This is a genomic window from Phenylobacterium kunshanense, from assembly GCF_003254525.1.
Taxonomy (GTDB): domain Bacteria; phylum Pseudomonadota; class Alphaproteobacteria; order Caulobacterales; family Caulobacteraceae; genus Phenylobacterium; species Phenylobacterium kunshanense.
In genome coordinates this window covers 126,337-139,749 of record NZ_QFYS01000002.1, presented here as the reverse complement: position 1 = coordinate 139,749, position 13,413 = coordinate 126,337, and the positions used below count along the sequence as shown (strand labels likewise).

The window sequence follows — 13,413 nt, the reverse complement described above, 5'->3', positions numbered from 1 at the left end:
TTAGAAACGCCCGGGCCCGCGGCGCTGGTTCCCCTTGGGCCCGGATGGCGCCAAGTTCCTTCCCACAAGGCGAAGCTTCGCCGCCAATCAAAATGAGGGGAGGACGGGATGCAGTCCCATGCCTACGTCGCCATCGTCAGCCTGCTGGCGCTTCTGACCTACTTCTGGATGGGGCTCCAGGTCGGTCGCGCCCGACAGAAGACGGGCATCGCCGCGCCGGCCATGACGGGCGACCCTCTCCTGGAGCGGAGCATCCGCGCCCACCACAACACCCTCGAATGGCTGCCGCTGTTCCTCGTGCCGCTGTGGCTCTTCGCGCTCTACTGGAACGACCTCGTGGCCGCCGGCGTCGGCGTGGTCTGGATCGTCGGCCGGGTGCTCTACCAGCTCGGCTATGTGAAGGACCCCGCCAAGCGGGAGCTGGGCTTCCTGATCCAGGCGCTGGCGGTGGCCGTTCTGCTGTTCGGATCCCTGGGCCGGATCATCTATGTGGCGTTCGTCACGCAAGCTTGACCTATCGCAACCACAATTGCGGCGGAGTGTTGTGGACCTTACGTTCCCCACCGCGGGGGACGCCCGAGTTCGAGACCTGATCATGTCCAGGAATTCTGTAGCCGTCGCCGTGGCCGTCGCCCTCTCGGCGGGCCTCGCGGCCTGCGCCACGCCGACGCCGTACCAGCCCAACGTGCGCGGCAGCGCCACCTCGGGCGGCTATTCCGAGGTGAGGCTGGAAGCTGACCGGTACCGCGTGACCTTCGCCGGAAACTCGCTGACCAGCCGCGAGACGGTGGAGGCCTACCTCCTGTTCCGCGCCGCCGAGCTCACGGTGCAGAATGGGTACGACTGGTTCTCCGTCGTCGAGCGCGACGTGGACAAGAAGAGCCGGACCTATGTGGAGCCCGATCCGTTCTATCGGCCCTGGTACGGCAGCTACGGTTTCTGGCGTCCGTCGTGGCGCTACTACGGCCGCGGTTTCGGCTGGCGTTCCTGGGATCCGTTCTGGGGCGACCCCTTCTGGGCCGACCGGGTGGATGTCCGGACAGTGGAGCGTTTCGAAGCCTCCGCAGAGATCTTCATGAGCCGGGGTCGCAAGCCCGAGGGCGACGTGCGCGCCTTCGACGCCCGGGCGGTGATCGAGAACCTGCGTCCGCGGATCCAGTATCCCGCGCCGAAGTAGGCTCAGCGCAGCGCCGATCGTCGGAGGCTCAGGCCACCGCTGCGGCGTCGCCGCGACTCGACTGGGCCGCCGAGGCGATGGCCTCGTAGAGCTGTGCAGCATCGATCGGCTTCGCGACGTGGCCGTCCAGGCCGGCCGCCAGATAGGCCGTTACCTGGTGCTGCATCGCATTGGCGGTCAGGGCCAGGATCGGCGTCCGGGGGCGGCCCTCGGCGGCCTCGGCGTCTCGGATGGCGCGGGCGGCGGCGACCCCGTCGAGCACCGGCATTTCGACGTCCATCAGGATCAGGTCGCAGGGGGTCGCGCGCCAGGCCTCGACCGCCGCCGCGCCGTCGCCGACGATCACGGGGTCGATGCCGATCTGTTCCAGCAGGGTCCGGAGGACGAGCTGGTTCACCGCGTTGTCTTCGGCGGCCAGCACGCGAAGGGGCGGTCCGCCCTCGGCAAGCGCGGCGGCGGAACGCTCCGCCGGGGTCTCCACCTCACGCAGTTGGGTCTCGGCGTCGCCGACGCGCCTCAGCGGCAACAGAAGGGTGAATCTAGCGCCTGTTCCGGGCGCGCTGTGGGCCTCGATCGCGCCGCCCATCAGTTCGGCCAGCTCGCGGCAGATCGAGAGCCCCAGACCGGTCCCGCCGTACCGCCGCGTCGTCGAGGTGTCGACCTGCTGGAAACGGCTGAACAGGCGCGCGAGGTCCTCGGGCGCGATCCCGACGCCACTGTCCGATACCTCCACCTCGAGCACTTCATTGCGCCACGAGACGGCCAGCGCCACCTCGCCGCGGTCGGTGAACTTCACGGCGTTCGAGAGCAGGTTGTAGAGGATCTGACGGAACCGCGTCGGGTCGCCCAGGTAGACGCCCGCGGCCCTGGGGTCGAGGTCGACGCGGAAGCTCACGCCCTTCGTGGCCGCCTGGGGTCCGAACGCCTCCTGGGCGGCGCGTACGACCTCGCCGAGATCGAACGGGATCTTCTCCAGTTCCAGCCGTCCGGCTTCAACCTTCGAGAGGTCGAGGATGTCGTTCAGGATCACCAGGAGGCTCTCCCCGGACTCCTGGATGACCGACAGCCGGCGCCGGTGCTCCGGCTTCAGGTCCGTCTCGGCCGCCAGGGCCTGGGCCATGCCAAGCACGCCGTTCAGAGGGGTGCGGATTTCGTGGCTCATCCGGGCCAGGAACGCGCTCTTGGCGTCGCTGGCGGCCTCGATGGCGGTCTGCGCCTCCTGGAGCGCGCGGGACTTCCGTAGGCTGACCCACATGCTGACCAGCGTATGCAGCGACACCACCAGCATGGACAGGCAGACCAGCGCCTGGTCCGAACCCTGGAAATGGGGCAGGGCCAAGGGCACGCCCGCCGGAAGCAGCACCGCCGGCAGGGTCGGGATCGCCGCTCCGGGGGAATGGGCGTGCAGGGCCTGGATGTACATCAGGTGGCTGGCGAAGAAGGCGGCGGCGGCCACCTGGCACGCAACGCTGTCCGCGCTCCAAAGCAGGACGCCGGCCATGCTCCAGGTGAGGACGGCCAGCATGTAGACTAGGGCGCATGCCCGGCCCGAGATGGCCCGTCCCTGCGGCGCGCGGGCGGTCTGCCGGGTGGCGATCAGCAGCGCGGCTTCGGCCAGAAGCGCCGCGGCGCACCATGGCAGGGCCGCCGCCCAGCCCACGCCCATGCCGACGAAGATCGTGACGGCGACGCACAGGACGAGGCGCACGGGCGCGTAGGCGTAGATTCCCGCCGCCGCCCCTGCAAACCGCTCGTCGAAGAGACTTCCGAACACGAGCCCCCCCCGGCGCTCACTCGCAATCGGCATAGCCTCCGACCGGCGAACGCTGGGTTAACGCCGGGTCCGCCGGCGCGTCCAACCGTCGTCGCGGCACGAATATGCGGACGGGAGCCTCACGCCAGACACCCGATCGGGGGGCGTCTGGCCGCGACACGGCCTCTTAGAGTAAACTGTCCAGCTGTGGGTTTGAGGGTACGGCATATGCGCGAGGCGCGGCCCAGTGATCATCTCCGGCACGGACGCCGGTGGAAGGCGGTCATCATCGCGGTGATGATCAACGCCGCCGCCGTTCCCGGCGCCTGGGCTGCGAGTCGTGTCGCCCTGATCGTGGGCGTCTCGAAGTACGACAAGGTCCCCAGCCTCGCCAATCCGTCCAAGGACGCCCAGCTCGTCCAGAAGACGCTCCAGAAGCTCGGCTTCGAAGTGAAGGTGCTCACCGACCCGAACCGTTCGCAGCTCATCGAGGGGCTTGGCGAGTTCGAACAGGCGGCCGCCGGCGCTGAAGCGGCCGTGATCTACTACGCCGGCCACGGGGCGATGATCGAGGGGGTGAACTACCTCCTGCCGAAGGACGCCATCGCCACCACCAAGTCCGCCCTGACCGGCAGTGCGGTCGAGTCGGCCCGGCTGGGCGCGGCGATGACCGGCGCCAAGGCGGTCCGCCTGATCATCCTCGACGCCTGCCGCAACAACCCCACCGCCACCCGGAGCCTCGGCGGCAACACCCGCGGCCTGGCGCGCGAGGCGGGCCCCACCAGCGTGCAGGTCGTGACGCTGATGGCCGCCGGCCCGGGTGAGGTGGCCCAGGACGGTTCGGGTGGCAACAGCCCCTTCGCCATCGCCCTCACCGAGGGCCTGACCCGTCCCGGCATCACGGTCGGCGAACTGCCAAGCTACGTGCAGGCCGAGGTCGAGCGGATGACCGAGGGCCAGCAGACGCCCGACCTGCAGGGCATCTGGCCTAACGTGCACTGGAGCTTCGACCCCAACGGCCCGGCCCGCCAGGCGCAGGCCAACGCCGCCGACCTCACCAAGATCAAGTGGGAGAAGGACCAGGCCTTCTGGACGTCGATCAAGGATTCCGACGATCCGGCCGACTTCAAGGCATACATGGAGGCCCAGGATCGCGGCGAGATCACCGGCTCGTTCCGTCGCCTCGCCGCCAACCGCATCCGCGCGTTGGAGAAGCTGCCGGCGGGCTCGTTCCAGATGGCTTCCCGCTCGGCCCAGCCGGGGCAGGAACTGGTCACCTCCGCCCGGGAAGCCTTCGCCCGCGGCGACTATCGCCGGGCCGCCGCCGACTGGACCACCGCGGCTGAGGCGGGCAACGGCGCGGCGATGTATAACCTCGGCGTCCTGTCCCTGACCGGCAAGGGCGCGACGAAGGACGTGGCCGCCGCCGCGCGGTGGTTCAAGGCCTCGGCCGACGCCGGCCATTCGGGCGGCATGGTCAACTGGGCGCTCTGCCTGCTCAACGGCTTCGGGACCGGACGGAACGAGGCCGAGGGCTTCCGCTGGCTGGAGCAGGCGGCCAGCAAGGGTTCGGCGACCGGTATGGGTATGCTGGCCGAGGCCTATCTCCGCGGTCGCGGCGCGCCGGCCGATCCGCGGGCCGCCGCGGGCTGGCTGCAGAAGGCCGTCGATGCCGGGGATGGCCCGTCGATCCTGCAACTCGCCGATCTCTACGAGCGGGGCGAGGGCGTCCCGCGCGATACCCGGCGGGCGTTCACCCTCTTCGAACGCGCGGCCGTCGCGGGCGACGCCGACGCCATGGTCCGCCTGGGCTATGCCTACGAGGACGGCGAGGTGGTGGCCAAGGACGAGGTCCAGGCCGCCACCTGGTACCAGCGGGCCGCGGAGGCCGGGAACAGCGAGGGCATGTCGAGCCTCGCCGTGATGCTGGAGAATGGCGCTGGTCTGCCCCAGGACCACGCGCGCGCCGCAGAATACTACCGTTTGGCCGCAAACGCGGGTGACGCGCGCGGCTATCTGGGGCTAGGCAGCCTGACCGCGCGCGGCGCGGGGGTGCGGGCCAATCCGGCCGAGGCGATCCGCCTCTTCCAGGCGGCCGCCGACCGAGGCAGCGCTGCGGCGATGCGCAACCTGGGGATCATGTACGAAACCGGGCAGGGCGTCCGCGCCGACCGGAAGAAGGCGATCGACTACTACCGCAAGGCCGCCCAGGCCGGAGATGAGGCCGCCAGGGGCGAGCTCGACCGGCTTGGCGTGAGCTGAGCAAGGATGATGGGGGACGATATGGACAGGCTTCGCAACGATCGGCGGTTGAGGGTGGCGGTGAGCGTGATCGCCCTTCTCGGCGTCACGGCCCAGCCGGTGCTGGCGCAGAAGAAGGACGCGGACGCCTGCGCGGCCGAGCGGGCGCCACTCGTGAAGCTCGACAAGGAATATGACGACCTCAAGCGCTCGAAGATGAGCAAGGCCATCGGCGAGGGCCTCAAGTCCGGCGCCATGGTGCTCGCCAAGGGCGTGGCCAGCGGCAACATCGGCCTTCCCGGCGGCCGGGGTGGCGGCTTCGGCGGCATGGGGGGCATGGGCAGCCTGATGGGGGCCGTCGGCGGCCTTGCGATGCAGAGCGCGGCCCAGCAGCAGACCGGCGGGGCGGCTCCGGCGCCGTCGGGCCTGATGTTCGGCCCTGACATGCTGGCCGGCGCGTCCGGCCTCTATGTGCCTGGCGTCACCAGCTATGGCGGCTTCGGCGGCGGCGACAACGGCAAGGCCTACGCGGCGCTGGCGGTGCTGGTGGCCATCGTCGCCACGGCCGACGCCTACGCCAAGCTCAAGGAAGAAGAGGCGGGCGGCGACCTCAGGAAGGCCTCGCACAACATCGACCAGGACGCCGGTCGCCAGCTCGAGGTGGCGCGCCAGATCTCCGATTCAGGCAACGCCCTCGTGGAATGCCGCAGCCGACAGCTCAACGACATCAACACCCGCCTCGCCAGCGCCAGCAACGATAAGGATCGCAAGGCGATCAGGCGCGAACGCACCGAACTGATCAGCGACCTGAAGAAGGATATCGACGTCACCGGCAGCGTGGTCGAACAGCACACAGGTATGGCCAAGACCTTCACCCAGGGCCGCGCCATGACCGATGGGGCGTCCGAAGCCGATGTGCTGGGTGGCCAGGCGCCGGCCTACGCCGCCGCGCCGGAGGTGACGCGGCTGTCCATGCCGAAAGGCGCGGCCTCGTCCGGAGGCGCGCCCCAGCAGGCGTCCGCGCCCGCCGCCGCGCCGGCCGCACTCGTGACCACCAGGGTCGCTGTGCTCCGCTCCGGGCCGGTGGCCTCGGCGGCTCCGGTCCGCAACCTGCCGGTGGGCACGGCGCTGCAGGCCAAGACGGCCAATGCCGAGGGCGGCTGGTGGGAAGTCGATGTGGAGGGCGAGACCGGCTATGTCCGGGCCGCCGAGGTGGGGCCGCCCGGTTCCGCGCCCGCCGCTCCCGTCCAGACAGCCGCGGCAGGAAAGGGGCGTGGCAAGGGCCCGCCCCCCAAGGCTGCCGCCGCTGCGCCCGCTCCCCCGGCGGTGGCCGGCCCGACGAACATTCGCGCCTACAACCGCCAGGTCATCGTCGCGCGTGACGAGGGCAAGGGCCGCCTCGGCGCGCTGATGACCGACATCCAGGCCGCACAGCGGCGGGACAACGTCTTCTACGCCATGCTCTCGAACTGGCGCTGGAGCTGAGACCGGCCAGGCCCGGCCGGCGCGCGACCGGGCCCGCCCGAGGCCGTCAGTCGTCGAGCAGGCCGACCAGCCGCTGACGGATGATGTCGTTGGCCTGCTTCATGATCCGGTCGATCAGCTCCTGCACCGAGGGGATGTCGTGGATCAGGCCGGCCACCTGGCCGCAGGACCAGCCGCCGGCGTCCATCTCGCCATCGCGCATGATCCTCGGATAGACGCCGGCCACTTCGGGCGCGATGTCGTTGAAGGTCAGCTTGTCCCCAAGGGTGCGCTCCTTTTCCAGCAGGCGCTCCACGCCGGCGTTGTTGAGCACGCGCTCGGTGTTGCGCAGCGGGCGCATGATCAGGCGGGTGTCGAGCTCGCTCGCGGCCACCAGGGCCTGCTTCACGTTCTCATGCACCGGGGCTTCCTTGGTGGCGATGAAGCGGGTGCCCATGTTCATCCCGTCGGCGCCCATGGCCAGGGCGGCGACCAGGCTGCGGCCGTCGGCCATGCCGCCCGAGGCCAGGAACGGCACCTTCAGCTCCTCGCCGGCGCGCGGCAGCAGGATGAAGTTCGCCACATCGTCCTCGCCCGGGTGGCCGCCGCACTCGAAGCCGTCGACGCTGACCGCGTCGCAGCCGATGGCCTCGGCCTTCAGGGCATGGCGGACGGACGTGCACTTGTGGATCACCTTGATCCCGGCGTCCTTCAGAGCCGGCAGGTACTTCTGCGGATTGTTGCCAGCGGTCTCGACCACCTTCACGCCGCTCTCGATGATCACCTGCACCAGGCCCGGATAGTCGGGCGGCGTCACCGCAGGCAGGAAGGTGAGGTTCACGCCGAACGGCTTGTTGGTCAGGCCGCGGCACTTCTCGATCTCGGCCCGCAGCTTGTCGGGCGTGCCCTGGGTCAGGCCGGTGATGACGCCCAGGCCGCCGGCGTTCGACACCGCCGCCGCCATCTCGGCGAAACCCACATAGTGCATGCCGCCCTGCACGATCGGGTGGCGGATGCCCAGCATTTCGGTGATGCGCGTCTTCATGGTCGTTCCCCTGCCATCGGCGTTGCTTTGGATAGGGAACTAGCCGGCTTTCAGCCCGCGCGCCATCGCTCCGAGGCCCGAAGGCCTCGTGTCTTCCGCTAGGTACGGCAGAGTCTGAGACTCTCGCAAAATGGAGCGGGCGAGGCGATTCGAACGCCCGACCCCAACCTTGGCAAGGTTGTGCTCTACCCCTGAGCTACGCCCGCGCTCCGTGGGGGTTTTTGTGGCCCCCAAATGCGAGAGGCGGCCTTATGGCAGACCGCTTTCCGGTTTGCAAGCGCCTCTCCGAAGAGAATTTTCAGCGGAATTTCGGAGCCTTCAGCCGGCGCTTGTTGATGTGCCCTTCCGGGTTCGGCGCGCCCGCTTCCTCGGGGAACTCGCCCTTGAAGTAGAATCGCTGCCAAGCCTCCTTGGTGGCCTCGGGATCGCCGCGGAAGATCTTCTGGTTGAACTCGCTGCGGTGCTTTTCCCAGACGTCGTACTGGTGGCGAAGCTCGGGGTCGGAATCCATGCGCCGGATCACCGGCTGGATCTCGTGCAGGGTGTGGTCCTGCAGCAGGGTGATGAAGCAGAAGGGCTCGCCCTTCTCGAACCGCACCCGGCCAGGCCGGGTGAAGATCCAGTTCATCGTGAAGGGAAAGGGCAGCCAGTCGGTCTCGACCACGCCGGCCAGGGGCTGAATGCCGTCCTTCACGTGGTTGGGCGGCCCCATCACCCACATCGACCAGCCCGGCGGCGTGCGGAACAGGTAGCCAGAGTGAAAGGTCAGGACCCCATGGCTGAAGTGGCTGGTGGCCAGCTTGTGGAAGTCTGGGTTCGGGTGATCGGGCGTCAGGGTGATGTCGGTCTGCATGTTCCCGCCGTTCCACTCGGCGGTGAAGGCGGTGGGACAGAGCAGCTCCCAGCCCGAACAGTTGGCCATCGACAGCGGCAGGCATCGATAGGGATGGCGCGAGGCGAAACGGTCCATCCAGGCCCGCTGCGGGCGCCCGGGAATCAGCTCGGGCGGCCGTTCGGTGGTGGGGAAGCATTCCAGTTCCATGGCCCTCGCCTGCGCTGACTGTTGCCGGCCCCTCTAAGCGCGGCGGGCGCGCGGCGTCCAGCACACAAGCAAAGGCCCCGGATCGCGGCGCGATCCGGGGCCTGCCGTGAATGCAGTGGAACGTCTGGCGTCAGGCCGCGACGATGCGACGGCGCTGGCTGCGGAGCATGGCGCCCGCGCTGCCGAAGCCGAGGATCATGAGCGCCCAGGTGCCGGGTTCCGGCACGGCCAGCGTGCCCGCGAGTCCATCGAACTCGAATGCGTCCTGAGTAGACGAGAATTCGATCGAGCTGACCCTCGAGCCACCGAAGTCGTAGTAGACGCGGTAGCCCTGCGTCCGGTCGCCGGTGCCCGCCGGGGTGCCGCCCCAGATGTCTTCGCCGACGAACTCGTCGAATCCGCCCCCGACGTAGTTGAACCTCACGCGGTTATAGGTGTCCGGCGAGCCCATGTAGAAGCTGAACGACGTCAGGAAGTAGCCGTTCAGGGCGGAGAAAATCCCCGTCTGGCCGCCCTGGACCGAGGCGTATAGCGTCGGGTCCGCGTCGTAGGGATTGCCACCGGCGCAGCAGATGGTCGTTCCGCCGGTAACCGGCGGCGCGGCGGAGTCGCTCACCGGATTTTCCAGGCTCTGAACATTGCCGACGTAGCTGACATTGGCGTTGGGGATGCCGTCGAAGTCGAGCAGCATCGTCTGGCCGTACTTGAGCGGCGCGCCGTAGAGGTTGTTCGCCTCGGATTCGAGCCAGGAGACAGCAGCGGACGCGGAGCTGGCCCCTCCCAACAGTAGGCCGACAGCCGACATGGCAACGGTTAGCTTCTTCATCTTCCGACTCCCCAACATTCGGCCCTGTGGCCGCGAAGGCATCGTGTTAACGATACATTAATGAAACGCCGTTCGTCGAATCGAATCGCCAGAAAAGGGAATTGCAACCCGTTTCACACCAGGAGCTTGCTTCTATCGCGCGCCAAGGCGGTTGCCCCCTGACGGGCGGGCATCGCATTACGGGGCATGCTCGCTCGCGATGATCTGCTCGACTTTCTCGCCGACCACGGCGTGCAACAGACCACCCACGATCACCCCGCGGTGTTCACCGTGGACGAGGGCGAGGAGATCAAGGCCCGGATACCGGGCGCGCACACGAAGAACCTGTTCCTCAAGGACGCCAAGGGCCAGCTCTGGCTCGTCTCGGCCGAGGGCCACGCGCGGATCGACCTGAAGAAGCTGCACACCGTAATCGGTTCGGCCCGGCTGTCGTTCGGCAATGCCGAGCTGATGGCGGAGACGCTGGGGGTGGCCCCGGGCTCGGTGACGGCCTTCGGCCTGCTGAACGACAGCGGCCGCCGGGTGAGGTTCGTCCTCGACCGAACGCTGGCCGAGGCGGAGCTTGTGAACTTCCACCCCCTGACCAACACCGCGACCACGACCGTCAGCCAGGAGGGCTTGCGGCGGTTCCTGGCTGCTATCGGCGTGGAGCCGATAGTGGTGGATTTCGAGGCCATGGCGGTCGTCGAGCCGCTCGCGCGTTGAAGCGCGGGCCGGTTGCGACCATCTTGGCGGCAGGACGTTAGACTCTCACCTACAAGGAACGGACGGGCATGACCCTGATCGGGGAAACCCAAGGCCAACCGGCGGCCAACAAGGCGGACCTCATCAAGGACGCCACCGACCAGAGCTTCATGGCCGACGTGGTCGAGGCGTCGAAGACGACGCCAGTGATCGTCGACTTCTGGGCGACATGGTGCGGCCCATGCCGCCAGCTTGGCCCGGCGCTGGAGAAGGCGGTCCTGGCCGCCAAGGGCGCGGTGAAGCTGGTGAAGATCGACATCGACCGGAACCCCGCCTACGCGGGTCAGCTCCGTGTTCAGTCGATCCCGGCCGTGTTCGCCTTCGTGGACGGCCGGCCCGTGGACGGGTTCATGGGAGCCCTGCCCGACAGCCAGGTGAAGCAGTTCATCGACCGCATCGCTGGTATGGGCGGCGGCGGGAGCGGCTCGCCGGTGGACGACCTGCTGGCGCTCGCCAAGGAATCCCTCGAGCTCGGCGACATGGGCGGGGCCGCCCAGGCCTATGCTCAGGTGCTGCAGATGGACCCTTCGAACGTGAAGGCGATCGGCGGTCTCGCGCGCCTCTACCAACAGGCCGGCGACCTCGAGCGCGCGGCGGAGGTGCTGGAGATGGCGCCGGAGGACGCCAAGGACCCCGACATCGACGCGGTGCGCGCCGCGCTGACGCTGGCGGCCGAGGCGCCATCGGAGACGGCGGAGTTCGAACGACGTCTGGCCGCCGACCCTGACGACCATGAGGCGCGCCTGGAGTACGCCAAGGCCCTGGCCGGCCAGAACCGGCTGATGGAGGCGGCGGACCAGCTCATCGAAAGCATCGGCCGCGATCGGGAATGGAACGAGCAGGCGGCCCGCAAGCAGCTGCTCACCATCTTCGAGGCCGCCGGTCCGATGTCGGATGTCGCCAAGCAGGGCCGCCGCAAACTGTCCGCCATACTGTTCAGCTGAGGGTGCGCCATGGCGTCCTATCGCCAGACGTCGGAACTGCCGCAGCTCATCCCGGTGTTCCCGCTGGACGGGGCGCTGCTGCTGCCCGGCGGCGACCTGCCGCTGCAGATCTTCGAGCCGCGCTACCTGAACATGGTCGATGACGCGATGGCTGGGGACCGGGTCATTGGCATGGTTCAGACCCGGGGTGGGTCGCGGGCCCGGCCGATCCTGGAACACGTGGGCTGCCTCGGAAGGATCACGAGCTATGCCGAGACGTCGGACGGCCGCTATTTGATCACCCTCACGGGCGTGTGCCGCTTCGAGGTCGGCGAGGAACTCGACTTGCGCCTGCCCTATCGCCAGGTGCGGGCGAGATACGATCGGTTCGCCGGCGATCTCGCGCGCGACGAAGAGGTCGAGGTGGCGGCCCCTGCCCGCGCGCGTTTCGCCACCGCGCTCAAGCGCTACCTGAACCGGCGCGAACTGGACATCGACTGGGACACCGCCAGCGGGGCGCCGCTCGAGGCGCTGGTGAACAGCCTCTGCATGGGCCTGCCCTTCGAGCCGGCCGAGAAGCAGGCTTTCCTGGAGGTTCCCGACCTTCCGGCCCGGTTCGAGACGCTGACGACGCTGCTGGAAATCGACGCCAGCGACGCGGATGACGAGCGGCCGTCGCTGCAGTAGGACGAGGTCCATGAGCGAAACGAACGCCGCCGTCGATCCCCGCCTGCTGGAGATCCTGGTCTGCCCGGTCACCCGCGGGCCGCTGGACTACGACCGCGAGAAGGGCGAACTGATCAGCAGGGGCGCCCGCCTTGCCTATCCGATCCGCGACGGCGTGCCGATCATGCTGCCCGAGGAAGCGCGCGCCCTGGACGAGGGCGAGTAGCTACAGCGCCTCGCCGCGCAGCAGCTTCGGCAGGTCGCCGACGGCGCCGCCGGCTTCGTGCATGAAGAAGCGGCGGGCCGGCGCGATCCGGTTGACCGCGGCCATGCCGATCCCGCGACCCAGGCGCAGCAGCGGGTTGTCGTTCGAGAACAGGTGCACGAAGGCGTCCATGCCGGCGGACAGCATCACCGTGTCGAACCTTCGCCAGGCGGCGTAGCGCTCCAGGACGACTTCCGAGCCGATGTCCTCGCCGAGACGCGCGGCCTCGACCAGTGTTTCGGCGAGTGCGGCCGAGCCCTTCAGGCCCAGGTTCAGCCCCTGACCGGCGATCGGGTGCACGCCATGGGCGGCGTCTCCCAGTAGCGCCACGCGCGGCGCTGCGAGCCGCTCGGCGAGCTGCAGGTTCAGCGGATAGGCGAAGACCGGACCCTCCACCTGGACGTCGCCCAGGAAGTCGCCGAAGCGCCGTTCCAGGTGGGCCTGGAACATCTCAGGCCGCGCCGACTTCAGCGCCGCCCCCCGCGCCGCGCTCTCGGTCCACACCAGGCTGGCGCGGTTGTCGGTCAGGGGCAGGATCGCGAAGGGCCCGCCGGGCAGGAAGTACTCGTGCGCCACCCCCTCGTGCGGACGCTCGAGGCGAACGGTCGCCACGACGCCGGTCTGTCCGTAGTCCCAGCCGATGGCGCCGATGCCGGCCTGCTCGCGGATGATCGAGCCGCGACCTTCGGCTCCCACTACAAGCGGCGCCCTCAGCACGCGGCCGTCGGCGAGGGTCACCTCGGCGCAGCGCGCCCCGAACGTCGCCGAGGCGACGCGCGCCGGGGCCAGGACCTCGACGCCTGCCGCCGCCAGGGCGTCCGCTACCGCGGCGCGGACGTGGCGGTTCTCCAGGAGGTAGCCAAGCGGTTCGCCATCGGACCGGTCGGCGATCTCGTCGGAATCGAACCGGAGGAAGAACGGCGTCTGCGCCGCCGCCGCCGCGCCGGGCGTGCGGCCGTCGGTGACCAGGATCTGCTCGATCCGCTGGGCGTGGGGATCCAGCGCCTCCGCGAGGCCAAGCGCGCGCCACTGGCGGTAGGCCGCGTAGGCGATCGCCCAGGCCCTCCCGTCGAACGTGGGCGCCAGTTGGCTCTCGAAGGGCACGGGATCGATCAGCAGGGGTTTCAGCCCGCCCTGGGCCAACCCCAGGGCCAGGGTCGCCCCGGCCACGCCAGCGCCGGCGATGATGACGTCCGCGTCGAACCCTTCGCTCATGGCGCGGATAGGCCATGAAAAGACCGGCCGCGTCCAGTCGCCGCGGGCCGCC

Annotated in this window: 12 protein-coding genes, 1 tRNA gene and 2 pseudogenes; 8 read left to right on the top strand and 7 right to left on the bottom strand. The window is 69.2% G+C overall.

Annotated elements, in window-relative coordinates:
- The first annotated feature begins 108 nt into the window (after positions 1-108).
- Positions 109-513, top strand: a complete 405-nt coding sequence (locus tag DJ019_RS04945) for an MAPEG family protein (RefSeq protein WP_111274890.1) — start codon at positions 109-111, stop codon at positions 511-513.
- A gap of 82 nt (positions 514-595) precedes the next feature.
- A complete protein-coding gene (locus DJ019_RS04940) occupies positions 596-1,177 on the top strand; it encodes a CC0125/CC1285 family lipoprotein (RefSeq protein ID WP_111274889.1) in 582 nt (193 codons plus the stop codon).
- Between the two features lie 28 nt (positions 1,178-1,205).
- Here the strand turns inward: DJ019_RS04940 and DJ019_RS04935 are convergent, their stop codons facing one another.
- Positions 1,206-2,951 carry an ATP-binding protein gene (locus DJ019_RS04935; protein ID WP_111274888.1) on the bottom strand — a complete coding sequence of 582 codons (1,746 nt, stop codon included), beginning with the start codon at positions 2,949-2,951 and terminating at the stop codon, positions 1,206-1,208.
- A gap of 207 nt (positions 2,952-3,158) precedes the next feature.
- Between DJ019_RS04935 and DJ019_RS04930 the strand changes: the two genes are divergently transcribed.
- A complete protein-coding gene (locus tag DJ019_RS04930) occupies positions 3,159-5,192 on the top strand; it encodes a caspase family protein (RefSeq protein ID WP_111274887.1) in 2,034 nt (677 codons plus the stop codon).
- Between the two features lie 21 nt (positions 5,193-5,213).
- Positions 5,214-6,656: an SH3 domain-containing protein gene (locus DJ019_RS04925; RefSeq protein WP_133255246.1), complete on the top strand. Its 1,443-nt coding sequence runs from the start codon at positions 5,214-5,216 to the stop codon at positions 6,654-6,656.
- 46 nt (positions 6,657-6,702) lie between these two features.
- Here DJ019_RS04925 and DJ019_RS04920 read toward each other — a convergent pair whose 3' ends face one another.
- From DJ019_RS04920 to DJ019_RS21735, 5 genes and pseudogenes are all read right to left on the bottom strand, one after another.
- Positions 6,703-7,680: an NAD(P)H-dependent flavin oxidoreductase gene (locus tag DJ019_RS04920; protein WP_111274885.1), complete on the bottom strand. Its 978-nt coding sequence runs from the start codon at positions 7,678-7,680 to the stop codon at positions 6,703-6,705.
- A 131-nt stretch (positions 7,681-7,811) separates the two neighbouring features.
- Positions 7,812-7,886, bottom strand: a tRNA-Gly gene (locus DJ019_RS04915).
- A gap of 92 nt (positions 7,887-7,978) precedes the next feature.
- On the bottom strand, positions 7,979-8,722 hold the full coding sequence (locus DJ019_RS04910; protein ID WP_111274884.1) for a DUF6065 family protein: 744 nt from the start codon (positions 8,720-8,722) through the stop codon (positions 7,979-7,981).
- A gap of 130 nt (positions 8,723-8,852) precedes the next feature.
- Positions 8,853-8,951, bottom strand: a pseudogene (locus tag DJ019_RS21640) (PEPxxWA-CTERM sorting domain-containing protein); the annotation flags it as partial.
- Between the two features lie 27 nt (positions 8,952-8,978).
- Positions 8,979-9,413, bottom strand: a pseudogene (locus tag DJ019_RS21735) (Npun_F0296 family exosortase-dependent surface protein); the annotation flags it as partial.
- A gap of 321 nt (positions 9,414-9,734) precedes the next feature.
- Between DJ019_RS21735 and DJ019_RS04900 the strand changes: the two are divergent.
- The 4 genes from DJ019_RS04900 to DJ019_RS04885 all read left to right on the top strand — a co-directional run bounded on the left by DJ019_RS04900 (position 9,735) and on the right by DJ019_RS04885 (position 12,107).
- Positions 9,735-10,253 carry a prolyl-tRNA synthetase associated domain-containing protein gene (locus tag DJ019_RS04900; protein WP_111274882.1) on the top strand — a complete coding sequence of 173 codons (519 nt, stop codon included), beginning with the start codon at positions 9,735-9,737 and terminating at the stop codon, positions 10,251-10,253.
- A gap of 68 nt (positions 10,254-10,321) precedes the next feature.
- Positions 10,322-11,236, top strand: coding sequence for a thioredoxin family protein (locus tag DJ019_RS04895; RefSeq protein ID WP_111274881.1), 915 nt, complete (start codon positions 10,322-10,324; stop codon positions 11,234-11,236).
- A gap of 9 nt (positions 11,237-11,245) precedes the next feature.
- Positions 11,246-11,902 carry an LON peptidase substrate-binding domain-containing protein gene (locus DJ019_RS04890; RefSeq protein ID WP_111274880.1) on the top strand — a complete coding sequence of 219 codons (657 nt, stop codon included), beginning with the start codon at positions 11,246-11,248 and terminating at the stop codon, positions 11,900-11,902.
- A gap of 10 nt (positions 11,903-11,912) precedes the next feature.
- The gene (locus tag DJ019_RS04885) at positions 11,913-12,107 is read left to right on the top strand and encodes a Trm112 family protein (RefSeq protein ID WP_111274879.1); all 195 of its coding nucleotides are present in this window, start codon (positions 11,913-11,915) and stop codon (positions 12,105-12,107) included.
- Here the strand turns inward: DJ019_RS04885 and DJ019_RS04880 are convergent, their stop codons facing one another.
- Entirely contained in the window at positions 12,108-13,361 is a 1,254-nt protein-coding gene (locus DJ019_RS04880; protein ID WP_111275474.1) for a UbiH/UbiF/VisC/COQ6 family ubiquinone biosynthesis hydroxylase, read from the bottom strand.
- Positions 13,362-13,413 lie beyond the last annotated feature (52 nt).